The organism is Natrinema salifodinae (assembly GCF_900110455.1).
Lineage (GTDB): Archaea > Halobacteriota > Halobacteria > Halobacteriales > Natrialbaceae > Natrinema > Natrinema salifodinae.
In genome coordinates, this window is the sequence record NZ_FOIS01000003.1 from 794,272 (window position 1) to 819,013 (window position 24,742).

Consider the following 24,742-nt stretch of genomic DNA (forward strand, 5'->3'; position numbering starts at 1 on the left):
GCGGGATGACGATCTTCACGCTCCGTTCTGAGAGCCGCATCGGGGCACTCGTTCGCGAATTCGGGCCCCCTCCGCGGATAATGGAATTGACGGCTAACACGCAAGTGACATCCTCCCCGCCGTAAACAGCGGGGCTTCCCGTACCGCAGGTGGGATATTTGCCGGTCTACGACACGACCTGTTCTCTCGTGCGAAACACCCCGCTCTCGCGGTCGAACAGGTGTACCGATGGCTGTGCCACACAGCCGTTACTCCTATCCTCGCCATGAGGACTCGGAGTTATCTTCTGTCGCATGTTCTCCGCCCCGTTACAATCCGCGTTCCCAACCAACTCGCACGACGAGCAAACGTACAGGCCACGTTCGACACGGTTCGACTTCGTGTCGTCACCACACCGTGAGCAGGTCTTACTGGTGTCCCACTCGTTCTCCTTCAGCACTTCAACACCGCGTATCTCTCCTTTGTATTCGAGGTACTGGTAGATGCGGTCAAACGCCCACGAGTGCAACTTCTTGTTGCCGGTTTTGCCCCAGTCAGATTCTCGCACGTCTTCAGGCCAACTCACCGCGAGCGTGCTAACACCGTTCAACACACTCGGTGATGATGGTGTCCGTGAGAACGTGGTAGAAGTGGGTTTCACGGTCTGCGAGTTTTCGACGTGCCCACATCGACTTCTCCGAGGGGCCGTTCTCGCCTTCCGTGTCGTACTCTGTGTGGGTGAAGTAGTGCTTGTCCTGCTTGAGCGAGTTGTCGGGGTACAGAACGTATTCGTCGGGGAACGCGACCGTGGCGATGTTCGTGATGCCGAGGTCGATGCCTGCCACTTCGTCGCCTGCTGAGTCGTTGGTTTCGAGTTCGACTTTGCAGACGAAGTGCAGTTCCCACTCATTCCCGTTCCAAATCGCACGAACGTTCTGCACCTTGTTGACCTCACCGAGGTCAACGTCCGGGCGGGTTTGGTACTCACAGAGGATGAAGTCTGACCACGATTCTTTGAGGTTCGAGCCTTTGCTGAGTCGGACGCGGTTGTTCTCGGGGTCGTGTTTGAATCCGTCTGCTTTGAACGTCACCGTGGAACGCGGTCGGGTGTCGCCGTGTTTGCGGTATCCGGGCGGATTCGCCTTCGGGTCTTTCTGTCGCAAGTCGAACCACGACTGGAAAGCGTCAGAAAGTTCTTCAATGACTTTCTGACTGGATTGCGCGTTCAAGTCTTTCCAGCACGACTGGTTCGTCATATACGATTTCAGCGGGCCTTCATCTGGAATTTCGCCGGTTGCGTCCCAGATGCGGTCGGCTGTCTAGCGTGCGGCGTTCCAGATTTTTGAGGCGGAGTCTCCGAGCGAATCGAGGCCATCACACACCTGTTGGTGGTTCTGGATGGAACCAACGTAGGTGCAAATGACCTCAATCGTCATACATAGCCTATGTAGACAAACCTACGTAATGGTGTGGATTGACATTGAATGTCCAACCTGCCATCGACGGTGGTTTGTGTCCGCGTTGTCGGATTCACTCCCGCCGTAAACGGCGGGATTCTCTCCTCGCAGAAAGATAGCTATCTAGTCGGTGACGCGGCGTCATTTACACCGGTAGACCTGTAATCGGTGCGCTATTTGACGACCGCGAAAAATTCTCATCGACCACTGACGGGATCGACGACGCCGTCCCACCACGAGTTCCCCGATACTCTTCGCCTGGTCGCCCCCGATTTCGAACCGGAGTTCGATTTGTAAGGCCTGGTGTGACCGCGTCGGCGGTCGGTCGGCGGTTGGTCGGCGGTCGGTCGGCGACTGTGGGGTCCAGTCCGTTCCTCGATAATGTACTATCCGGAGACCTCATCGACGTTCGTATTGAACATCCGGCAGTAAACTGCGCTGGCCGATCGCAGATGACTGTTTTTCTCCAGCCATATCCAGAAGTTTGAAATAGGGTTATCGGACTGGATAGTGAATAGATGTCATACGAATCGTTGCCGTTCGCAGCGCTCTCGCTGGCACCGCCGCTGCTCGCGATCGCGCTCGCGATGTACACGCGGCAGGTGTTAGTGTCGTTGTTCGCCGGCGTCTGGATCGGCGCGCTGCTGATCGCCGACTGGAATCCGATCGCCGCGACGGCGCTGTCGTTAGACTGGATCGTCGAAGTCGTCAGGTCGCCGTTCGATACCAAGTTCCTCATCCTGATCATGTTCATGGGCGCCGGCGCCGCGTTCATCTACAAGTCGGGTGGGATCATCGCGCTCCAGAACTGGATCGGCCATCGGGTGACCACCGCCCGCGACTCGCAGATCTTGACCTGGCTCATCGGGATCTTCATCTTCTTCGACTCGTACACGAGCACCATCGTGACCGGGAACGCGACCCGGGAGCTCTCCCAGAAGAACAACACGTCCCGCGAAATGCACGCGTACGTGCTTGACTCGACGACCTCGCCGGTCACGACGTTCGGTCCCGTCTCGAACTGGATCGGCTATCAGGTGTCGATGATCATCGTCGGCTTCGAGGCCGCTCGGTTCACCGCCGACGAAGTCGGCATCACCGCGTTCGGGCTCTTCTTACAGAGCATTCCGTGGAACATCTACTGCTTCCTGGCGTTTTTCATGGTCGGGTTCATTTCGATCACGCAGCGGTTCTACGGCCCGATGCTAGACGCTGAGTGGCGCTCGCGCAAGGAGAAGAAGACCCACCGGGACGACGCGACGCCGCTCTCTGACATCACGACCGACGTCGGCGAGCCGAGTGAGAAGAATCCGACGCTGGTCAACTTCTTCGCGCCGATTCTGACGCTGCTCGTCGTCGGGATCGTCTCGATGTGGTGGCTCGGAGGCGGCCACCAGCCTGGCGTCGACGTCGCGACCGCGTTCCAGGAGACCGACGTCGCGCTCGGGCTCCTGTACGGATCGTTTGCGTTCATGGCCGTCGGGATGCTCGGTGCCGTCGGCTTCGGAACGATGGATCTCGAGGAGGCGAGCGACACCGTCATCAGCGGCTTCAAGACGATGATGATCGCGGCCGCGATCATCGTCCTCGCCTGGAGCATCGGCCACGCCGCCGAGCAGGTCGGGACCGCCGAGTACATCGTCGACGTCATGGTCAACAGCGGAATTCCCGGCTCGTTCCTGCCGCTTCTCATCTTCCTCGCGGCGATGTTCATCGCGTTCACGACGGGGACGTCCTGGGGGACCATGGCGATCCTGACGCCGCTCGCGATTCCGCTGGGCTACGAACTGTCCGGACTGTCGATCCTGCCGGTCCTCATGGGCGTTCTGTTCGGCGGGGCGATCTGGGGCGATCACGTCTCGCCGATCAGCGATACCACCGTCATGTCTTCAATCTTCGCCGGCTCGGACCACATCGACCACGTGACGACGCAGGCCCCGTTCGCAATGACCGCGGCCGGCGTGACGGTGCTGGCGCTGCTCCTGTACGCGGTCGGGATCACGTCGGCGGCGGTGTTGCTTCCGCTGTCGATCGTCCTCACTGCGGTCGCCGTCGTCGCGCTGAACAAGCTGGACGCTCGTCGCAAGAGCCTCCCGGAAGTCATGCCGACCGCCGACGCCATCGACAACGGTGAGATCGACGTCGATGCGGTCGAGAACGGGACCGCCACCGACGGGTCGCGGATCAACGGCACGTACGACTACGTCGCGTCGATTCCCCTGATCGCGGTCGGCGTCGTTCTCGCGTACCTCTGTCTCGTGTTCGCGTTCGTGACGCTCGGCTTCTGAACGGCGTCGCGTTCCGGTCCGCTCCGTTTCGGACTCGGGTTCGCTAACTCAGGTGGATCGCCACATCGAGAATCGAGACTACGCACGATCAGCATTCGGACCCGTCGGTGTCCATCGACGGGGCCGGCTTACTCACGTCGATGATCTGGCAGTCAAATAACTGTGATAGATCGCTCGACTTTCGGAAACCATAACGTCGTCTACAGTTCGGTCGGGCACAAATTCAGGATCTACTACTGCTACGGGCAGACACTCTTCTCTCCGATATTCGTGATCGCACGAAGAGTATTATACTGCATATGCGAACAACTAGCATGAGATACGACCGAGAATAGGCCGGGACAGGGTCTTTCCGATCGAATCGCGATTATCGGCAAGTGAGGATACCGACTCGAGCGCGGACCGGACTTCGAACCGCCGCAGCGATGCTGATCGACTCGGTCGGAACCCTCCGCCCGACCGATCGGGACCGAACCGCGATCACCGTCCTCCTCGCCGCCGGCGTGTACGTCTACTACGTCGACCTCGGCGGGTCGACGCTCCAGTCCTACGACGAAGCGATCTACGCGTCGATCGCGCGGGGGCTGATCCGCGGCGGATCATGGTTCGTCCCTCGCGTCGACTGGGCCGCCGACGGGGCCGTCGTCGCCGAGATGCTCTTCCTGCAAAAGCCCCCGGGTGCGTTCTGGCTGCAGGCGATCTCGATGCGCGTCTTCGGTGCCACCGCGTTCGGCGCCCGCTTTCCGTCGGCGACGTTCGCGATCGCGACCGGCGTGCTCGCCTACGTTTTCGGCCGGGACCTCTTCGACCGCAGGGCGGGGTTCGTGGCCGGGCTGGTCTGGCTGACGACGCCGCAGGTGTTCGCGGGGATGAACGGCGGTCGGAACGGCGGAACCGACACCGCGCTCGTGTTCTTCGGCACCCTGTTCGTCTACCTCGTCTGGAAGGGCATCGCCGACGATCGACGATACCTCGCGTACGCGGGGTTCCCGGCGGCGGGCGCACTCCTCGTCAAGGGACTGGCGGCCGGTACCTTCCCGCTGGCGCTCCTCGCGCTCGTCCCCTTCGATCTGCTCGGGCGTCGACGGCTCCTCTCGCGAGAGGCGGCGATCGGCGCGACGGTAACGCTCGTACTGGCGTTGCCGTGGCCGATCCTCGCCTGGCTCCGCCACGGTGACCTGTTCCTCGAGGAACTCGTTTTCAAGCACGTGATCAATCGGGCGGGCGGCTCGTTCCCACCGTTCCACGAGACGACGTTCGGATTCATATCCTATCCGTACTTCCGGTACCTTCCCTCGTACTTCGATCCGTGGCTGTACTTCCTGCTCCCGGCGGTCGGCGTCGTCGCCGTCGTCGCGGTTCGCGTTCGGGTTACGGAGGGGCGCTCGCAACCGCTGCGCGATACGACGTTCCTGCTGTGGTGGGCCGCGAGCGTCTTCAGCTTCTTTTCGGTCACCGGGAACCAGGCCTGGTACATCCTGCCGCTGTACGTGCCGGCGGGGCTGCTGGCCGGTCGCCTGGTCTCGCTGGTCGCGTCGCCCCGATCGATCGACCGCTCCCTCGCGGTCGGCGGCGTCGTCACGGGCTGTGTCCTCACGCTGGTCTTTACGTTTCGACTCGACGTGACCTCACTCGTCCGGTACCGACTGCAGGACCACGTTCCCGGCGGCGTCGCGTTCGCGCTCGTCCTCGTCGTCGCTGCGATCGCGGTTATCGCCGAGCGTCCGCTCGACTCGACGCTGCGGCGGCGGTGGCGCGACGTCGACGTCTCGCGGCTTCGGACCGTCGCGTTCGTAGCCCTTGCGCTCCTTCTGGTGTCTACAACCGCCGCACCGGTCGAAATGGGCGGCTCGGCGTTGGACGAGCAACAGGAAGCCGCGGGGACGCTGATCGACCACCAGACGCCCCCGGACGCGACGATCTTCGTCGTCCCCGAATCCACGCGGGCTGGTGGGTTTCACTCGCTGGTGTTCTACTCTAACCGGTCGATCGAGCCGGTCGAGGAGACGCGGGCCGAATCGAACGATCGAATCAGGTATCTGTTCGTCCACCAGGAAGCGGCAGCCGACCTCGATCGGGAGCGCCGCGTCGTCGCCACACTCCACGACGAGGACGAGACGTACTACGTACTCGAGTTGGGGCCGCCCGACGGCAGATGGTTGGAGTAATGCACGAACAGTTCAAGCCCCCTTGGACGCTCGCCGACTGCCCACCCATGAATTATGGAAGCGGTCGATTCGCATTTTGTGGGTGTGAAACCGCTTTTCGATGAGGTTTCGGTTGGTATAGTTGACCCGACCGTTCAGTCCTACCCGAGAGAGGGAAGTCAGATAGCCGAACTGATCAACGAGAAACTCAGCCTCGGAGAGATCGTGTCTCTCACAGATTTTCTGCAGAAACGCAGACGACGGATCAGTAACATGCCGACTAAATAATAAAACGTCGAGAATCAACTTTGTCTCGAATTATATTGTATCATGCAGACAAGACCACTCGCCATTGATCTTGACAGCAGTGTCGTCGACAGCGACCCGCGACGGCGTCGCCGTCCTCAGAACGCGAAGCGTTCTGATGGGCCGCACGAGAGCTTCGCTCTCGTGGACGTCGGCGGGTCGCGTCCGCTGCCAGCCAGCCGATGAACCCAATTCCAAACTGCTCCATGAGAGCGTTCAACGCCTAATTCAGCGAGAATCGTTGTTGTCTCCCGAAGTGAACAACCGGTCTGATGGAGGTGGACGGCGAACGCCCTGACGGGTGTCGCCGTCCGCTCGTTCTTCCAAGACTCTTCTAAATCCTCCGTATAGCCCCCGCTGAGCAGGTCTGCGAGCATCAATCCAATCCAACTTCACGACCTGCTCACTTCTCAAACTGGCTTAACTAGACAGTGCCGATCGTCCTATTGTGACGGCTGTATTATTGGTCTGGATATTAGCCATATTTTAGATAGGGAGGAACTGCGTCTGGTTTGAGAAGCCGCACAGTGCAGGAATCTATCGAAGTTGCGGGATCCGAACCGCCTCGGGCCGGGCGCTACTTCGCCTGCGAGAAGTTATCGATGGTGGCCGCACGGAACGCCGACTCGACGTTGACGTGACGATCGAGCGCATCGGTGACTGAGGAAACCGGTCGAGCGGCTCTCCATACCCGGACTACGACAGCCGTTCGGAACCGAGTTCGTCGGCCGCGATCATCGCGTCGCGGACCTCGTCACTGCTGACGTCGAACGCGTTGTGAATCGTCTCCTCGTCGGCGACCGTCGCCTGCGCGACCCGGTCGAGATCGTCGTGCGAGGGGTCCTCGACGCCGAGCCCGGCGAGCGTCACGGGAAGACCGACGTCTACCGAGAAGTCGATCACGTCCGCGATGAAGGCGTTGCTTCGCCCCTCGAGGACGAGTTGCGTGAGCGTCCCGAAGTTCACCTTCTCGCCGTGGGTCGCGTGGTGAGTCTCCTCGAGTTGCGTAAGCCCGTTGTGGATCGAGTGTGCGGCCGCGAGGCCGCCGTTTTCGAACCCGAGTCCGCTCAGAAGGGTGTTCGCCTCGGTGACCGCTTCGACGCTCTCGGTGACGATGCCGTTTTCGACGGCCCGTATCGACGACACGCCGTGATCCCGCAAGAGGTCGTAGCAGAGACTCGAGAGCGAGTGTGCGGCATAGGTGGGGTCCTCGTCGAAGAAGTTCTCGCCGTCGGTTCTGTGAACCGCGTCGGCCTCGAACCACGTCGCCATCGCGTCGCCGATCCCCGACGCAAAGAACCGAACGGGAGCGCCGGCGATAATCGACGTGTCGACGAGAACCAGGTCCGGATGCGATTCGTAGAACCGGTACCGCTCGAATTCGCCGTCATCGGAGTAGATCACGGAAAGGCTCGATGTCGGCGAATCGGTCGAGGCGATCGTCGGCATCGAAACCATCGCCCCACCCACGTTCTCTCGGACGGCTTTCGCCGTATCGAGCGCTTTCCCGCCGCCAGCACCGACGATCACGTCCGCATCGACCTCCCGGGCGACCGCCGTTATCCGATCGATCTCCGTCTCGGACGATTCCCCGCCGAACTCCTCGAGCGTCGCGTCGACGTCGCTCCCCTCGAGGCTCGCTTCGGCCTGGTCGCCGACGATTTCGAGGACGTCCGAATCGCCGAGCACCAGCGCCGTCTCCGCGATCGGCGCGACTCGGTCGCCGAGCTGGCTCAGTGCGTCGCGTCCTTGCACGTACTCCATCGGGGATTTGAACGATCGAATCACGGTTTCTCCTTTCCCTGCCAAGAGGAAAAGCGCCTGCTTGCAGAGTACACCCCGGTTCGACGCTCTTGATCCCAGTACACTCAGTTTTCAGTGCGGCCAATTTGAAAGTTTAAGGAGCTAATTTTCCCTGTTACTGGTTGGTCTATGAACTCAGAGTGGATGTCGAAGGGGCTGAGCTAGTAGCGGCCGCTCACCATTCACGCCAGAATTTGTTGCAGCTACCTGGCTTATATACCGACAGAGAGCAAGCTATAGTACGTGTTAACCGATGGCCTCGGCACTCAGAAAACACGAAACTAAGGTTAGTTGTTACGTTCCTGACTATCGGTCACGACCGTGGCCGATCGCCATAGGTATGACTGATTGAGTTGTCTCTATGATATCGGGTTGCAGAGGCCGGAGGAATTGAGGGGAGTCGATACGCCGCGGCGCCGTTACGTCTCCTCCACCGGGTGGCCGATCAGTCGTTCGACCGCCGTAATCGGTTCGCGGATACGGCCGACCAGCGTCGGGTCGCCGTACCGAACGTACTGATACTCGGGAATCGACTGCAGTTCGCGAAAGAGCTCCGTGAACGAGACGAGATCGTCCGTCTCGAAGTAGGTGATGAAATCCGCGTCGTCCACGCCGCTGGCGTGGTAGAGCTGGCGCCGAACGCGGTCGAGGTACTCGAGCGTCGGCTCGACGTGATCGCGCATCAGTTCGAGCCGGTCCTCGTCCGACAGCGTCCACCAGTCGGCGGTCTTCCGGGCCGGAATGACGATCGCGTACTGCGGCGGTTCTGGACCGTCGTACGTCGCCGCCTCCAGTTTCGCCTCGAGGTCGGGCGCGTCCGGCGTGTACACGGGCTCTCGGACGATTCCGATGAAGCAAAACGTTCGCCGGGAGTGCGCGCCGAGCGCCGTCCGGCGAAACGTCCGCAGAAACGCCTGCGCGGTCGCCAGTTCGCGAGCGTGGACCCGCAGCAGGTAGTCGGTCCCGCTCGTCAGTCCCTCGGTCACGTAGGCGTCTACGAGAACTCGATCCTCGTAGTCGGCGAGGAGATCCGCGATCTCATCCGAAACCTTCGTCGGTGATTCCGCCCGCCCGCTCCTCCACGTCGGGTCGAGCGCGAACGCGGCGAACACGCCGAACACGCCCGTTTCCTCGAGCATCGGTGCACCGTGACTGGACATGATTCGTGTCACGACGGCGACGGACAAACCGTTGGTGGAGGTCCTCGGGTCGGTCCGATCGGCCTCCCTCGAGGGGACAGATTTCCCTGTATTGGCAGGGTTACAGGACGATAATGGCTTCAGAAGTCCTCGTCGAACTGCGCTCCGTCAGCGACCGAAATCAGCGACGTCGATGTGTATGATCTGGGATTGTCTCAGGCAATGCAACGATATATCGATCTGGGACATGTTGAAGTAGATGACGAAGACGAACCACACGAAATCCGCCAGACGGAGAAGGGCGAGCGGTATATGAGCGGATACGAGCGAACCAAGCTGCGACTTGACGAAACTTTCCGACAAACAAAGGAGCGGATAGCAGAGACTGTCAAAAAGCACGGCGACAAGAGCGCAATGGGATGGTCCAAGAGGAGAGCATCCAGGAAGCGAAGGAGAATCCGTTCCGGAAGGACCTGAAGTAGTTTAGCTCTATCCAGCCATATGCGTTCATCGCTCAGAAAGACGACTGAACTGTGATCCCCGAAGAAGTGAGCGGTGGAGAAGATCGGATCGGATTCCCGGTCGTATTTTTGTGCTGGGTGTGCGAGTGATTGTCACATAGAAGCGATCATTAATCAGATCATGAGTTGCAAGCGTGACTGCCGGCGAACGAATATGGCCTTGGGTGGCCGAGGCCACGGAACTGATATCAGCTATAGCACGGAAATGCTACAATCAAATAAAATACCGGGCCCAATGTCCGATATTTTCCAGTTAAACAGTTATATCTCAAGAAGAATATTGATTTTACGCAAATCGGAGTTGTAATGGGGCCTCGGCATTCATACCGCGCGAAATTAACATTAGATGACACATTCATGGTAGATCGGCATAGGGGTAGTTGATCACCACGCCTGTAGTGGATCACCGATACGATGGTCACTCGCATGACTGATACAAGGTCTAGCCACGCTAGATAGCGTATGATGACCGATCGACCGCAATGGGAAGAATCGATGGGATTGGCAGAGGGATCGACACAGATCACGCTCACGTGTAGCAAGAAGGAGCGTGAGATGTGGAGTAAAGAGGCTGCCAAGGAGGGGTTCAGCAGCCGTTCCAAATATCTCTACATCCTGATCCAGGAAGCTCGGGCGTACCGGCAACACGGCGTGTTCGCCGATCGGAGCAGTGAGGAACGCATCGAGGAGTTAGAGGCGCAGGTCGAAGCGATGAAACGGAGACTTGAGAACGAGCAGGGGAAGCCGCGTTTCCGCAAGGAATTGAGCGACCCAGAGTACATCGAGTTGTTCCTGGAAGAGACGTATAAGACGTTACCCGAGATTTTGCAGGAGGTCGTGGAGTGTGGTGTATTAGATAACCGAGTACGGAAAGAGATCGAGAGCGGATTGTATGTTATGGCCGGTAAGGACCAGGTTGAGTACGAACCCGGCTGGGGCTGGAAGCTGACCACTGAGAATACGGAAGACTAGCGTTCAGGGAGCTGGTCTTTGTGGACGAAAACTGGATCTTTCTCCTCCTCCGCTTTACGGAGTGTCTTGAGCAGTGAAACCGCGTCAACGAACTCGTCCGGCAGTGTAAATGGATCTTCATCGTTATCTGCTCTGGTTTCACAGCTCACGAGGAAACCTCTGAGTCGGAAGGTAACGCTGGCGGGCAGGAAAATCACGTCGTGTTCTCCAGAGTGGGTTTCCTGCCACGCTGCGATGAGATTCTCTGCACGGGATCGTGTTTCCTTGATACTCTCCTCCAATGTTTCGTCACCGGGCGTCGTCTCTTCCCAGGTGTCTTTGAGAGCATCTTTGACGAGATCTGCGCCAGGACCGTCGAGATGCGGTGTTTCCCGTTCAGCGTCGATTACGGATTGAAATGCTTTGAGCTGTGACTGACGGACTGACACGGGATATGCAACAGCGTATTCGTCTTCCGGGAGGTCGATCGTTGGTTCTGAATCCGGTTCTTCTGGCGGCGTAGGCGTTCCGAGGATTGATTGGAGGAAACCCATGTTGGGATGACTGTTCGGAAACCCTATCAGTTTTCTGCAGCAGCCGCCGGATAGCGGTAGTATCGCACCACCTGTCGAGGCACTCCGAGAAAACCGATACCGGTTAGACTTATCTGTAAGGTAGGACGACGAAATTTTATGATAGACTTGAGTTCGGCTCCGGTTCTTGGTTTTCTTGGTGGAATCTTCGGTGGTACTGTTGCCCAGGGATGGGCGTTTCTCCGTCGACGGAAACGTCACTTGGACCGACTCCGATCCGTACTGAAAGAGATACGTGGTATATCCAAGTACCAACTCGAGGACGCGGATAATGGTCATTCAGAGATGTCGGACGACGATCTGCGTAGGCTCGAGGAAGCGCTGAAGCAGGCACGTCTTGAAGCATCATATCTTTTGAGCGATGGTCAGAGGAAGAAGATCGACAAAGTGGAAAACCAGTTTAGCTATATTTCTCATGGAGCAGGTGATAATCCGACGAGCCTCGATAACAGCCAGTTGGCAGATAACTTCGCGGAGTATTCACAGAAGGCGTTAGATTCGTTAAAGTGGAAGACGGTCAAGGCCTGGTAGTAATGTCAAAGATCCTGATACGAAAGGGTTCTACTATCAGCCAACGCCGATGCCTTAGCACTAACCCATCGATAATAAATTGACATAATGCAATGTTTTCAGATATTGGGTGAGGTCGATGACGTCGAACTACCCAGGAGTTCTTGTATTGATCCCTCAAATGTAGTCCATGGCTGAAGACGAGTTCTCCGAGGATTTCGAGGGAGCTGATCCCGAAGAGCTATGGGAAGCCTTCTTGGAACTGGCAGAGGAGCAGCCAATTCTCAAGGAATCGCTGAATTCGGCATTGAAACATGCTGCAGCGCAGGATTTGGTCGAATCCGACCCGAAATTCGTCGAACCGCTCATGCGGTCATTATACCTGATTTCTGTTGTCTCGCTCAGCGAACTCGATTATTTTATCGAGCACAATGAGGTCGCGTCGGACGTGTATCAGAAGGTCCTCGAAGATTTTGAAGAGGAGCGCGTCTCTGACGAGTTAGTCGCTCACCATGCTGCTGCAGCCGAACCCGTACACGAGAAAATCGACGATCTTATCGAGATGCGTAAACGGAAGATATACGGCGATACTCTCGAGGACATACACGAGATCCAAGAATCGGAAAAGGAGGACAAGGAAGAGATTATTGAGTCGATCAAAGAGCCTTTCCGAGAAAATGAAGAGAACGATGAGCTGTTCGAAGAGATCGACCGCTTGGAGGGGTGGAAAGACCGGGTAGATGAGTTTCCGTATACCGTCGAAGACATTCGAGAGATCAACGAGGATTTTGGGGCAGTGAGTGGCGATGAGCATTTCTATCAGAAGCACTATGCAGTGATGATCTGCGATCCAGAGTATCACACGCGCATCTTTGCGTACGAACCGGAGTTCCAGGAATACCCGCTTCGGTGGATGTCACATCTCACGACGTACGAGCATCGCTATTACTATAGACAGTTCAAAAATGATGCGTTAGATGATTCTGTCTTAACCGAACCGATCACGGAGGAGTATCTCAATGCTATTGTCGACGAAGCCCTGAAATTACCCTTCTTCCAGGATCGCTCCGATTTTATCGAAGAAGCCGCAGAAAATCATAAAGAAGGCCGGTATGCATCCTCAATCTGCGTGTTGTTCCCGCAGATCGAAGCGTTCACCTGGGTATATGCTGCGTTCTTGGACGAAAAAGGTATTGAAGAGATCTTTGTCGATATCGATGTCTCAGAGGACGGGTTTTGGAACTTCAATCCACGTGACTATGACGAGATCACAGCATACAACGAGAACGGGAACGAGATGGTCGTCAATAGTGTAAAGCAATTGGTCTCGCAAACAGCATTGAATCAACATCTGTACAGCGATGTTGTTGAGTATTTCGCCAATGAGTTATTTGAAGAACGAAATCCGATCCTCCATGGCAACTCCTCTGATTTCAATACAGAAGTCAACTCTGCAAAGAAGCTGATCTTCTTCCGAAATTTTGTGGAAGAGTTTTCAAGTGATTTAACTGACCCGTCACATTGGATGGATGAAATAGAACAAGATATCGACGTTGATTGGAAGGATATTCTCACATCTGACGATGAATGAATCTTCTTTTAACAGAGATAAACTATCAGGATTGGTCGCGCCGCCTGTCGAGGGCGCTCTGAATTAAGAAGACTACAGAGTGTTCGCCGAAGTGGGGTCTGAATATCGTTTTCTCTCACTGAGTCATATCATTATTTGGTACTCTCTTGCTTATGCTTCCCTATAGGAATGGACGAGGCTGATCTCACGGAGTATATCGAACGGTCCCAGTCGCTTCTCGAGGATTCTCCGCAGATGGGGGAAGAGAACACGAAAGTGAAGATCATCCAGCCTCTGATCGAACTTCTTGGATGGGAAGTCTATTCCTCTGAGGTTGATCTGGAGTATCCGATGCAGATTGGGCAGGGAAGTGCGCGGGCGGACTACGCACTTCAGGTGGAAGGTGCGCCGGTTGTGTTTATTGAGGCGAAAGGAAGCGATTCCTCGCTGAGTGACACTGATCGAAGCCAGCTTGCAAGCTATATGCGGCAAAAAGGTGTGGACTGGGGGCTTCTCACCAATGGAAAGCAGTTCGAAGTCTTCAAACGCCGGACCGATAGCGATCGACCAGAAGAGGTCTCGTTAGGTCAATTCGACCTCGAGGAGTTGGATGAGAACTGGTCGGTGATACGCCTCCTATCAAAGGACCTTGTTCAGTCGGGGGAGGCAGATACGATCGCTCAGCGGATCGAGGCACGAAAACAGGCAGTCCGTATCCTGCAGAATGGGAAGGAGGATATCTCCGAGCGCGTAGCCGAAGTTCTTGTAAACGAAGTCGGTGATACGTTGGCTCAGGAAATCGAAGCGGAGTCGAAAGAGTTCGTAGACAGTTTGATTGAATCACTTGGTACGGATCGAGAGGCTGATGTCCGTCTTGCGGAACCAGCATCGGAATCGAACGAACCCGTGGAAGTGGATGCTGACGAGGGGTACAAAATCACGCTTTTAGAGGACGGGGACACATTCCACGTCTTCACGGATGATCAGCAGGCAGATGCGATGGCCGATGCGATCGACTTCCTCATCCAGGAATTTGATTTGATTGATGAGTTAGCGCCGCTTCCGTACGTGCCTGGAGAGAAGAACGCGATTTTAAATTCAGAGCCGCGGCATCCGTCTGGGGAAGAGATGCGGTTGTATCGCGAACTCTCTGGTGATTATTATCTGTATGTGGCGCTCAACCAGATTTCCAAGAAGAGGTATGTGGAGCGATTCGCTGGTTTTTGCGGCTTAGATGCAGAGTTTGAAGGCGAATGGGCGGACACTGATTAGATATTTAAATATTCTTACATAGTATGTACTCATGGCGACGGAGCAGTGGGTGGAGACCCGAAACGGAGAACGATGCGGAAACAGCGCTCACATCCGGGTGCCGAAACGGTTCCGCGGCAAAACGTTCCATGCAGAACTGGTAGCAGAAGAAGAGGAGTGGCGTGAAACACGGGAAGCCAAAGCCTGCGGCAACAGCGCCCACATCTTAGTACCGAAGCGATTCCGTGGCAAAACGTTCCGCGTAGAGCTGGTCGGAGATGAGCAACAGAACCCTGCCTCAGAGGGTGAGAACGATGAATAAGATACTGATCGGGGCGTTGGTCGCTGGAATCGTGCTAGCTGGCTGTACTACGGTCAGGGTAGATGAATCCCAGCTGGATCGTTATACAGAAACGATCAATGGAACTTCCTTTGGACCAGACTGCTTCAAGGATGGCTATGATACCGCATACACGTTCAGATGTGAAGATGGACGGACAGGGGAAACGTTCGAATGGGTGGCCTGCGCTGATGGAGACGCGGTAAATTTTCCGGAAAAATCCGTCGAGCATGTGTCGTGACCCGGTATCATGGTGAGCTACCGTGACTATCCGAGTTTTCGTCCAGAATGCTGAGGCAGCAGGTGACTCTTCATGAAAATCGGAGTACTACCAGGAGTGTTTTTCCTGACGATTGCGGCACATATGGCTAATAACGGCCATTGGAACTTGGCCGGAATACCAGGAGTTATCGGAACTATTCTGATAGTCGCCGATTTTGCCCTCGAAGAAATCGTCCAGAACGGTGGTGCCGGTGGGGGTTAGAGCATACATCACGGGACTTGCCGAAGTATGGGCTGATATTCACGAAGAGCTTCGGCGGATGATGTCCTTCTGGTTCGTATTAGGGTTCTTCTTCGGAGCCATGTCATCCATGTTCCGCATCACGGGTGATCTAACGGTGGAAAAACTGGTTGGCTCGTTCTTTGGTTTCGTGTTCGTGTACGGGCTGCTGGTACTGACGATCGGGCGAACTGTTCTTGAGGATGCAAAGGAGGTCTCTGACCGATACTTCCTAGACTATATTCAGAATTCAGAGAAGGGTGGTGGTGATTAACAGGGATAACTTTTTCATCGGAATGCAGTGTGTCGCTGCGGGATGGGCAGCGGCAATGGCTTACTTCCTTATCACCAACTCATTCGCAAACCGCTTAGACCCACTTGCATCCACGGCCTGGCTATTAGGTTTGATTTCATCGACATATGTAGCAGGCGGCCTTACCGGTGTGATCTACGGAGCGATAGAGGGCTTTGGACAGAAAGAGGGAAAGAACGCTGAAGCAGGTGGTAGATGATGGACTACACTGATGAGGAAGAGATTTAAACGAAGTGTATTGGGTCTACCCGGTCATGCCGAAGCCCACAGAAATGTTCTTCTCAGGACCGTTCCTCGAGCAAGGCCATCTGTGGGTTTGCACGGAGTGTGAATATGGGACAACAAGCGCGCTGAGTATGATATTTCATACAGTCCGAGATATTACTTCTAAGATTAAAGGAATGGTGACGAGGAGTGATGGGTCTTCTCTTTAGCTCTTCAGCCATATCAGCCTGATTTGATCCCTAGCTTTTATGTTATCCTGGTGGGAACATTCGGTACCCTTACCAGATATGCAGATTCCGATAAAAATCTGGGATAGCGGATGGGGTGCTGTCTTTCTCTCCATATACACTCTCCTCGCGATCCATCAGATTTTCCCCGAGAACCATGTCTACAAATCGTTTGCAGTCTTACCGACTCTCCTTGTAATGTTTCTTGCAGAACAGTACAGTACCACCCTTGTCGATTTTTGGGCAGGCGGCGAACTCAAACGCGCTACCGAGTATATACACACATTCACAGAGGACGACCATTTCTATCACGCCGCGAACGAGAATATTCAGTCAAGTGTTGATGACTTCGATCGTCGCGCATACCAAAACAATATCTCTATCCTCACCGGCTTCATCATCGCCGTAACAGCCCCATTTCTTGGCTTCTACCTCCACGACCTCACTGGCGCTGGAGTTGGTTTCGTTATCGCAATCTGTGCAGTGCAGTGGCTGAGCCGTCGATCGATCGACCAGATGAACACCCTGGCACGGGACATCGCCGAACCATACAAAGCAAAATATGAAAATCAGTAGACTCCACATCGAGAAGTTCGCACGAGACGAATTCCCCGAGTTCACTAAGGACGATGTGTCCAGTGATGACCTCCTCATTAAGGGAGGCAATCGATCCGGCAAGACCCTCACATTCAACGCGCTTCTATACGGCCTATACGGTCCACAAGCGACCTTTGGGGTTTCACCGGGGCGCAAAAGCACAGTCCGATTCCATTTCGACGATGATGACATCGTCGAACGCGGAGGTGGAGGTCGAAAATACTCGCATGGCGACGGGACCTACGAAAAGGGAGAAGCAGATCAGAAAATCGAAGAGAGAATTGGTCCAGCGGAACTCGTAACCCTTCAGTTCCTTCATTCGGAGAAGGACGAGTTACCGCTTGCACGGCTTTCGGGGGATGATCGGCTATCAGTGATTCGGCGTGTTGGGGATACCGATCTCCAAGACGAAATCGAGGCACTCCGCGAACAACGAGAAGAATTAGAGTATGAGATTGAACGAATTCAGCGGACAGAACTCCAACCACGGAAAGAAGACCTGGACGATATCAACATCGGACAGTATGAACGCCGACTGGAGAAAATCGAACATCTTCAATCGCTCATCGACTCTGGACGGATTGAAACCATCAAACAACGGCTTTTGGATAACGAGGAGATCCGTGAGGAACTGAACGAACTCACCAGTAGGAAACGGGTAGTCACCCAAGAACTTCGGAAAAAACGACGTCAACTACGAGAAGCACAGCGCTACACGCAACAGGTCAACAACATCATTGTCGACGCAATCCAGGAATTGACCTGTGCCGTTTGCGATCAGATCGTCGTCGAAGAAACGGCAAAACAACGCCTCCAAAATGGCCGCTGTCCGCAATGTGGTCGGAAGCGTGACTTGGACGAGTTGAAAAGCCACCTCAGCTCCAAAGTTGAACGCGCGGATGATGATGTCGAGGCGCTGGAAACGGAAATCGAAGAACTCCAAGAAGAGAAAGGCCAACTCGAGGACGAGATTGAGTCACTACAAGATTCCGTCCCGGATTTGTCTGACCTGAACGATCTCACGCAACATACGCTTGAGGATAACGACTACGACATCGATGCAGTAGCAGAACGAACACAAGTGGAACTGGATCAACACCGAGAGCATGTTGAGAAATTGCGAGAACGCAAAGACCGGCTTGAGACGGAAATTGTAGAGGTTGAGGCTACACTTGCTGATCTGGATGATGAACTCACCGCTACAAATGACCGTATAGACGAACTCTCTCAGGAGAGCTTTGAAGAGATTATACAATCGTTCCGAGACGCATGGTCGGAGAACTACCAAGCAATGGCTCCTGAGTTGGCTGTCGAAATTGACATAGAATCTGATGGAACAATTATTCTTCCAGGAAATGAAGGGGCCCGGGAGTATGATGAGCTAAGTACAGGAGAAATCTGGCTTCTGAACTTGTCGTTTGCATATACGCTAGCAGAACAAGCAACCGAAACCGAGGACGCCGGGCACAACTGGGAGATCCTCGTTCTTGACGAGCCCTTTGCAAACATCGATGAAGACATTCGAGAGGAGACACTCGAGTACATCCGCGATTCTGATATTCAGTTTATCATCATGACCTCAAACGAGGATCTGGAGTCTCACTTCAATCCGCAGCAGGTCAAATCCTTAGATCGGATTCAGGTTCAATACACGTTTGACGATATGGAGGAGTTGATTGCGGATGACTGATGACGAAGCCCACCATCCGCGACTCTTACTATTAGACGAAGCGGATGGGGAAATCGAAGGACGGGCGAAGTACCACAAACTGCTCTACAATTACGTCGATGAGGAAGCTGAGGACTCAGAGTTATCATTTGTAAGGGAGGAACGGGGTCCATATGATCCAGGGCTGTCTCAGGCGATGCAGCGGTATATCGATTTGGGACACGTCGAAGTAGATGAAGAGGATGAACCACACGAAATTCGCCAAACGGAGAAAGGCGAGCGGTATATGAGCGGGTACGAGCGAACTAAGATGCGGCTTGATGAAACGTTCCGACAAACAAAGAAGCGGATAGCAGAGACTGTGAAAAAACACGGTGAAAAGAGCGCAAACGAGATGGTCCAAGAGGAGAACATCCAGGAAGCAAAAGATAATCCGTTCCGGAAGGACCTGAAGTAGTCTGATTCTATCCGATTAAATGCCGTTCATCGCTCGAAAGGACGACCGGACTGTAATCCCAGAGGAGGTGGGTGATGGTGAGGATGTTATCTGCCCGTCCTGTTCTGAGCAAATGCGGGCACGAGGACCGTTCGAGAATGGGACGGCACGTCACTTCTACCATCTGGCGGGCAGCGATGCAGGCGACTGTAACGGTGTTTCCGGGGGTGAATCGGACACCCATCGAAAATTGAAATCACTCGCGGTGTCCGCACTTCGCCAGAAATACGACGGTCAGTACACGCGGTGCGTGCCAGAGGCTGCGATAGACGTTAGCCAGACAGAGACTGCGCCGGAGCAGCGGCAGGCCGACGCTTTCCTCGAGTTCACCGAAGAAAACCGGTTCTTCGGCCGAGGAATAATCGTTGAGGTCCAGTACCGGAACGAGGGAAAGGACGTACAGGCGACCACTCACGACTATCTCTCGCAGAACTTCAGCGTGTACTGGGCAACACCGGATGATTTCCAGAACGATCGATTTCTAATTGACCAGCTGGAGGAAGCGTTCAACACCGGGAATGAAGACGCATATTCACCGTATCAAGATGAACCGCCATCGCTCACCAGTAGGGACCAGACGGGCAAAATTAGCTATGGGAAGGAGCGACCACAATTTACGCGGGAAGATCCAGTTCCAGACTGTTCGCACGCATTTGTGGACATAGGAGGAAGACGGCGATGTATCCGGTGTGATCTCTGCACTGAGAACCGAGTGTTTGATCCACAGCGACAGCAATTCTATCGACCAAAACCGCACTCAGAAGCCGAGACAGATGCGGAGCTCCTCTATGATTTAGAGTCTGTGGAAGAACCAGTTTCACCTCGGCGAATTGAAGAACGAGGCGAAGAGCCGTCGATCCACAGCCATGACTGGCGAGTGAACTACAATGGGAGGCAAGAAGAGTGGTGTACATGTTCGTGGTCGGGGTGCGAGGCAACAATAACGCTTGAGCTAGACCGTGTCGTAATTGACCACGCAGTAGATGCTACTCCAGACGACGGACGCCCCAAGTGTGACCATGTCTGGGAGGAACTCGGATTCACAACAGTGTGTACCGAGTGCGGAAAAGAACGCTAACAGCTCTTTCTGGAACCCCCGTCACGTGGTACTACTTAACCGGCTACGAAACAGCTCGAAGTTCTGGGATCAACCTCTCCCGGTAGTATTTTTGTGCTGGCCGTGTGATGGGGTGGCATACGGCGTTGTGATCAGCAGCTAGTAATCAGACAATGATATACCGTCAATGGGAGATAACCAATGTTGGATTCGTGGCCTATGGTGACATAGACCGCGAAATCGGCCCTAACTCCGAGCCATCGCACAATGACAATAGACCACACGCGTTGTAATAATGCAATCGTACGCGAAACCGGTAATTTGCACCGTGTTTTGCCCGAATCGGCGTTTCTTACGAAATATCTAAGGTTAATTACGAGGCCTCGGCACTCATAGGGCTCGTCACCACCGGGTGCCGAGTCCGGCTCGGAGCGGGTGCGTCGTCATCGGCCAGGCGACGCTACGGCGGTCGGTCCAAAGACGGTTTGGGTTCCGTGGTGCGGTGACTGCGTCGGAGGTCGGCCGGCGGCCGGTTACGCGGCGTCGTCGGGCGACGCGTTCGCGAACGCCGCGTTCCACTCGTCCATCAGGTTCTCGAGGCGCGCCTGGTTCCGATGAGAGAACGTCCGGGGGGCACGGCCGGTCGCGGATTGGGAGTCCGTCGGTGCGGTGCTCGCGGACGTCGGTGTCGTCCGTGGTCGCGAGTCAGTTCGGGTCCGGGTTCGCGTGCGGTTCGGCGTCGAGTCGTGATCGGGCTGGATGCGGTGTCGTGTGCTCATGTCGGTCGGGTGGGGAGATCGTCGAAAAGCGGTACTCGTCGTCGGCGACGGAATCAGACTGCTACGTGTACGGGTACGACCGACATCTGTACCCCACCGTTCTCGGCCCCATATAATAAAAGTTCGTGATAGATACGGACACTGTGAAACGGTAACAGAACTGGAGTCCGAGGAACGTTCGCTACGCTCGTCGGGCCGCGACGGCGATACCAGTTCGAGCCGGCTGTCCGGTACGCTCCGATCGGGCGACTCCGATAGCTTGAGAACCCGCCCGCGAAATTCCACGCATACCGATGCCTGGCGACGATCGAGAGGGCCACGCCGACGCCGCGACCGACGCTGGCACGGCCGATATCAGTTTCGTGATCCCGGCGCAAAACGAGGCCGACTACCTCCGCGGGACGCTGTCGAGCCTGGCCGCGCTGGACACGGACTACGCCTACGAGGTGCTGGTCGTCGACGGCGGTTCGACCGACGGGACGCGGGCGATCGCCCGCGAGTACGACGCGACGGTCGTCCGCGAGGGCGGCGAAAGCATCGCCGCGGCGCGGAACCTCGGGGCCGACCGTGCGACCGGCGAGTGGCTGGCGTTCATCGACGCGGATACGCGGGTGCGGGCGAACTATCTCACTGAACTGCGGGGGTTCGTCGAAGCCGAGCAGCTCGCGGCCGCGAGTTCTTACTGTCGGATCACCGGTCCCCGCCGGGCCAAACTAATGGAGGCGACGATCAATCACATCTTTTCGCGGCTCGCGTTCCCGATCCTACCCGGGTTCAACTGTTTCGTCCACCGGCGAGCGTTCGACGAGATCGGCGGCTTTCCCGACGTGGCCAACGAGGATACGGCCTTCAGCCGGCGGCTCGCCCGCCGCTATCCGACGGCCTACTGTCCGACCGTCCTGGTCGAGAGTTCGGGCCGGCGGATCGCCGAGCACGGGCTGACGGGGACGCTGTGGCACTACCTCCGATTGGACGTCGATCGACTCCGGGCGAACTACTGAGCGACTTCTGAACGGCTCTGAAACGCGAGGATGGAGTGAGAACTGCCCTCCCTCACTGGTTCGCCGGCGATCGTTATCGAACGACGAGTCGGCGAGAATCAACGTGACGCCTGGTGATCGAGTACGCAACCGCGGCGCGACCGGCACTGACACGGCAGCCGCTTTTGGCGCTCGCCGTAGCTGACACGTTCGTGTCGACCGTTCCACCGATGGCGGAGCGCCTGCTCGAAAGCGAGCCGCTGATGGCCCATCTCGGCACGGTCGTCGAGGGGCGACCCCACGTCGCACCGGTCTGGTACCGGTACGCGGACGGCGTCGTCGAGATCGTGACGACGGGCCGGAAACTGGCGAACATCAGGGCGAACCCACGGGTGGCGGTTTCGGTCCAGAAGGACGAGGGCGGGCACACCCGCTGGATGGTGACGCTGCTCGGAACGGCGACGGTCGTCGAGAGCGAGGCCGAGACCGCGGCGGCCCGTCGCCGGATCAACGAGAAGTACGGGGCGGAGCCGGACGCCTACGCCGAGAACACGCTCGTTCGGATCGACGTGGGATCGGCGAGCTACCGGACCTACGACGACGCGCTCGAGTAGCGGCCGCCATCGACGGGGTCAGTCGCGACCCCAGCCAGGCGACGGCTCGCGCAGGCCGGGCTGGGGCTCGCGGTCCCGGACCCGTCGCATCCGGGCTCGCAGGTCCGCCGCCGCACCCGGTACGTCGAGTTCGGGTTCCGCATCGAGATCGGCGTCGACCCTCGAATCGCGCTCGCTCGATCCGTCCGCATCGCCGGGTCCGTCCGCGTCGAGTTCGTCGACCGGCTTCGGGAACGGCCGGAGGTCCTTGTGGATCGCGATCCCGGCGTAGGCGCCGTCGCCGATGGCGATCGTCGTCTGGTTCTGCCCGTGGGTAACGTCGCCGACGGCGTAGACGCCGCCGACGCTGGTTTCCCGGCGCTCGTCGACCGCGATCGCGCCGTCGTCCTGTAGCTCACAGCCGAGCCCCTCGGCGAGGTCGGCGTTGTACGCCGAGCCGTACATCGCGAAGCCGCCCAGGTAGTCCCGTTCGGTCCCGTCGGCGAAGGCCAGGCCGCCCAACCGGGGCGACCCGTCCGAAGCGGTGCGATCCTCGCCCGCCCCGTCGGCGTAGGCCGAGACGACGGTCTCGTCGATCCGGTCGACCGGGTGGGCCGCCAGCTGGCGATCGGTCTCGTCGCTCCACTCGGGTTCGCGACCGTCCAGCAGCAGGTCGACGTCGGCGGTGAAGTTGAGCATCGTCATCGCGACGCGGGCGGCGTGCTCGCCGTGGCCAAGCACGAAGACCGAGCCGTCGCCCAGCGAGTAGGCGTCGCAGTGGAGACAATAGTGCAGTCCGCGGCCCGTAAAGCGCTCCAGGTCGGTCACGTCCGGACTGCGATCCCGGAAGCCGGTCGCGAAGACCACCCGCTCCGCGTCGACGGTCGCGTGGACGGCCTCGAGTCGAAATCGGGGCCCGGTGGTCCCGTCGCCGTCTTCGTCCTCGCCGGTGCCGTCTAAACGCGTCACCGACTCAACGGCGTCGGGATAGAAGTCCCCGCCGTAATGCGTGAGTTGGTCGGTCGCGTGGCTCGCCAGGTCCGCCCCGGAGACGCTCTCGGAGACTCCCAATAGGTTGTGGACGTGCGCGACCGCCGCGTGGCGGCCGCCCTCCTTCTCGAAGACGACGGTGCGGTGACCGAGCCTGGTCGTGTACAGTGCGGTCGTCAGGCCGGCGGGACCGCCGCCCACCACGGCGACCTCGTACGCGGGTGGATCGGACATGATGCGTCAGTCGGACGCCCAGCGGGTTGAGGGTGGGCCGCGCATATGCACCCGGCCGGTCGGAGCACCCCCGTTCATCCACCCGAAGCGCCTCGGTTACCGCCGTCGCGACCGCCGTGACGGTATCGGCGTCGTATCAGACAGCCTGGTAGTCGCCCGCGGCGCGAAAGGGATTGAAACGGACGCTCGGTGGAGGACCACTATGCGCCGACTCAGCGATGCCGATATCGACCTCGAGCTTCCGACGGCGGAGACGGACGACGCCGACCTCGAGAACGGGTCGATCTTCTTCGTCGGCACCGCCACGGTGATCATCGAGTACGCCGGTTTTACGATTCTTACCGATCCGAACTTCCTCCACAGCGGCGATCACGTCCACCTCGGCTACGGGATCACGTCCCGGCGGCGGACCGACCCCGCCATCGAAATCGAGGAGTTGCCGCCGATCGACTTCGTCCTGCTCTCACACTACCACGGCGATCACTTCGACCGCGTCGCCGAGGCGAAGTTAGAGAAGGACCTCCCGATCGTGACGACCCCGCACGCGGCCGCCGAACTCGCAAAGAAGGGCTTTCGCGAGACCCATCCGCTCGAGACCTGGGAGACCTGTCGGATCCGCAAGGGCGACGCTAGGCTGTCGATCACGGCGACGCCTGGCCGCCACGGCCCGCCGATCGTCGCGAAGGGGCTGCCGCCGGTGATGGGGAGCGTGCTCGAGTTCCGGCCTGGCGACGCCGGGCCCGAGGAGCCGCCGCTGCTCCGCCTCTATATCTCGGGCGATACGCTCGTCTACGACGCGCTCGAGGAGATTCCCGAGCGGTACCCGGAGATCGACCTCGCGCTCCTCCATCTGGGCGGCACGCGGATCCTCGGCGTGCTCCTGACGATGGACGCGGAGCAGGGGGTCGAAGCGGTCGATCTGATCGATCCGGATACCGCGATTCCGATCCACTACAACGACTACGAGGTGTTCCGGTCACCGCTCTCGAATTTCAAGGCGGCGGTCGAGAAGGCGGGGCTCGAGGACCGTGTGGAGTACCTCGAGCACGGCGAGACGTTCGAGTTCGAACCGTCGGACCGGCGCGATCGGGAGCACTGAGCCGATCCGGCACCTCAACGAGCGACAGACCGTTTTGGATCGTCCCGACCGTTCGAGTTCTATCGAACGTCTCCCGGCACTCGTGCGAGCGGGGACCGTCCGTCGTCACTTTGTGGGCGAGAATGA

20 protein-coding genes and 2 pseudogenes are annotated in these 24,742 nt (G+C 57.4%); 15 read left to right on the top strand and 7 right to left on the bottom strand.

All coding sequences use genetic code 11. The features are described 5' to 3' along the window. Positions 1-166: 166 nt before the first annotated feature. Positions 167-1,235, bottom strand: a pseudogene (locus BMY29_RS21335) (RNA-guided endonuclease InsQ/TnpB family protein). A 719-nt stretch (positions 1,236-1,954) separates the two neighbouring features. On the opposite strand from BMY29_RS21335, the gene BMY29_RS13925 reads away from it, so the two are divergent. Together BMY29_RS13925 and BMY29_RS13930 are read left to right on the top strand one after the other, a co-directional pair. Then, positions 1,955-3,724 carry a Na+/H+ antiporter NhaC family protein gene (locus tag BMY29_RS13925; protein ID WP_173424929.1) on the top strand — a complete coding sequence of 590 codons (1,770 nt, stop codon included), beginning with the start codon at positions 1,955-1,957 and terminating at the stop codon, positions 3,722-3,724. Between the two features lie 377 nt (positions 3,725-4,101). Next, the gene (locus BMY29_RS13930) at positions 4,102-5,892 is read left to right on the top strand and encodes an ArnT family glycosyltransferase (protein WP_143067702.1); all 1,791 of its coding nucleotides are present in this window, start codon (positions 4,102-4,104) and stop codon (positions 5,890-5,892) included. Here the strand turns inward: BMY29_RS13930 and BMY29_RS20430 are convergent. The 3 genes and pseudogenes from BMY29_RS20430 to BMY29_RS13950 all read right to left on the bottom strand — a co-directional run bounded on the left by BMY29_RS20430 (position 5,847) and on the right by BMY29_RS13950 (position 9,140). Beyond that, positions 5,847-6,554, bottom strand: a pseudogene (locus BMY29_RS20430) (IS6 family transposase). The gene BMY29_RS13930 and the pseudogene BMY29_RS20430 sit on opposite strands and share 46 nt — an antisense overlap. Positions 6,555-6,873: 319 nt before the next feature. After that, entirely contained in the window at positions 6,874-7,965 is a 1,092-nt protein-coding gene (locus BMY29_RS13945; protein ID WP_074854795.1) for a glycolaldehyde reductase, read from the bottom strand. A gap of 434 nt (positions 7,966-8,399) precedes the next feature. Further along, positions 8,400-9,140 carry a chlorite dismutase family protein gene (locus BMY29_RS13950; protein WP_081985484.1) on the bottom strand — a complete coding sequence of 247 codons (741 nt, stop codon included), beginning with the start codon at positions 9,138-9,140 and terminating at the stop codon, positions 8,400-8,402. A 995-nt stretch (positions 9,141-10,135) separates the two neighbouring features. Here BMY29_RS13950 and BMY29_RS13960 point away from each other — a divergent pair. Further along, complete coding sequence (locus BMY29_RS13960; protein WP_049990948.1) at positions 10,136-10,612, top strand: hypothetical protein; 477 nt, start codon at positions 10,136-10,138, stop codon at positions 10,610-10,612. On the opposite strand, the gene BMY29_RS13965 is transcribed toward BMY29_RS13960, so the two are convergent. Then, positions 10,609-11,145 (bottom strand): hypothetical protein, encoded by a 537-nt coding sequence (locus BMY29_RS13965; RefSeq protein WP_143067703.1) that lies wholly within the window; start codon positions 11,143-11,145, stop codon positions 10,609-10,611. The two genes, BMY29_RS13960 and BMY29_RS13965, sit on opposite strands and share 4 nt — an antisense overlap. 138 nt (positions 11,146-11,283) lie before the next feature. On the opposite strand from BMY29_RS13965, the gene BMY29_RS20650 reads away from it, so the two are divergent. From BMY29_RS20650 to BMY29_RS20660, 9 genes are all read left to right on the top strand, one after another. Further along, positions 11,284-11,715 (top strand): hypothetical protein, encoded by a 432-nt coding sequence (locus BMY29_RS20650; RefSeq protein WP_143067704.1) that lies wholly within the window; start codon positions 11,284-11,286, stop codon positions 11,713-11,715. A gap of 169 nt (positions 11,716-11,884) precedes the next feature. Next, positions 11,885-13,285, top strand: a complete 1,401-nt coding sequence (locus tag BMY29_RS13975) for a hypothetical protein (RefSeq protein ID WP_049990951.1) — start codon at positions 11,885-11,887, stop codon at positions 13,283-13,285. Between the two features lie 168 nt (positions 13,286-13,453). Further along, positions 13,454-14,536 (top strand): type I restriction enzyme HsdR N-terminal domain-containing protein, encoded by a 1,083-nt coding sequence (locus BMY29_RS13980; protein WP_081985485.1) that lies wholly within the window; start codon positions 13,454-13,456, stop codon positions 14,534-14,536. Positions 14,537-14,567: 31 nt separating this feature from the next. Then, positions 14,568-14,837 carry a DUF2080 family transposase-associated protein gene (locus BMY29_RS20655; RefSeq protein ID WP_143067713.1) on the top strand — a complete coding sequence of 90 codons (270 nt, stop codon included), beginning with the start codon at positions 14,568-14,570 and terminating at the stop codon, positions 14,835-14,837. 482 nt (positions 14,838-15,319) lie between these two features. Further along, complete coding sequence (locus BMY29_RS13985) at positions 15,320-15,631, top strand: hypothetical protein (RefSeq protein ID WP_143067705.1); 312 nt, start codon at positions 15,320-15,322, stop codon at positions 15,629-15,631. Positions 15,632-16,182: 551 nt separating this feature from the next. Further along, the gene (locus tag BMY29_RS13990) at positions 16,183-16,698 is read left to right on the top strand and encodes a hypothetical protein (RefSeq protein WP_049990954.1); all 516 of its coding nucleotides are present in this window, start codon (positions 16,183-16,185) and stop codon (positions 16,696-16,698) included. Beyond that, positions 16,685-18,409 (top strand): SbcC/MukB-like Walker B domain-containing protein, encoded by a 1,725-nt coding sequence (locus BMY29_RS13995; protein ID WP_049990955.1) that lies wholly within the window; start codon positions 16,685-16,687, stop codon positions 18,407-18,409. Before BMY29_RS13990 ends, BMY29_RS13995 begins: the two co-directional genes overlap by 14 nt. Then, positions 18,402-18,845 carry a hypothetical protein gene (locus tag BMY29_RS14000; RefSeq protein ID WP_049990956.1) on the top strand — a complete coding sequence of 148 codons (444 nt, stop codon included), beginning with the start codon at positions 18,402-18,404 and terminating at the stop codon, positions 18,843-18,845. Before BMY29_RS13995 ends, BMY29_RS14000 begins: the two co-directional genes overlap by 8 nt. 19 nt (positions 18,846-18,864) lie before the next feature. Beyond that, positions 18,865-19,962, top strand: a complete 1,098-nt coding sequence (locus BMY29_RS20660) for a hypothetical protein (RefSeq protein WP_143067706.1) — start codon at positions 18,865-18,867, stop codon at positions 19,960-19,962. Between the two features lie 512 nt (positions 19,963-20,474). On the opposite strand, the gene BMY29_RS14005 is transcribed toward BMY29_RS20660, so the two are convergent. Then, entirely contained in the window at positions 20,475-20,720 is a 246-nt protein-coding gene (locus BMY29_RS14005; protein ID WP_049990957.1) for a hypothetical protein, read from the bottom strand. A 293-nt stretch (positions 20,721-21,013) separates the two neighbouring features. Here BMY29_RS14005 and BMY29_RS14010 point away from each other — a divergent pair, with 293 nt between their 5' ends. After that, entirely contained in the window at positions 21,014-21,721 is a 708-nt protein-coding gene (locus BMY29_RS14010) for a glycosyltransferase (RefSeq protein ID WP_049990958.1), read from the top strand. Between the two features lie 209 nt (positions 21,722-21,930). After that, positions 21,931-22,314, top strand: coding sequence for a pyridoxamine 5'-phosphate oxidase family protein (locus tag BMY29_RS14015; RefSeq protein ID WP_049990980.1), 384 nt, complete (start codon positions 21,931-21,933; stop codon positions 22,312-22,314). 18 nt (positions 22,315-22,332) lie between these two features. On the opposite strand, the gene BMY29_RS14020 is transcribed toward BMY29_RS14015, so the two are convergent. Beyond that, on the bottom strand, positions 22,333-23,517 hold the full coding sequence (locus tag BMY29_RS14020; RefSeq protein WP_049990959.1) for an NAD(P)/FAD-dependent oxidoreductase: 1,185 nt from the start codon (positions 23,515-23,517) through the stop codon (positions 22,333-22,335). Between the two features lie 202 nt (positions 23,518-23,719). Here BMY29_RS14020 and BMY29_RS14025 point away from each other — a divergent pair, with 202 nt between their 5' ends. Next, a complete protein-coding gene (locus BMY29_RS14025; RefSeq protein ID WP_049990960.1) occupies positions 23,720-24,616 on the top strand; it encodes an MBL fold metallo-hydrolase in 897 nt (298 codons plus the stop codon). The last annotated feature ends 126 nt before the right edge of the window (positions 24,617-24,742 follow it).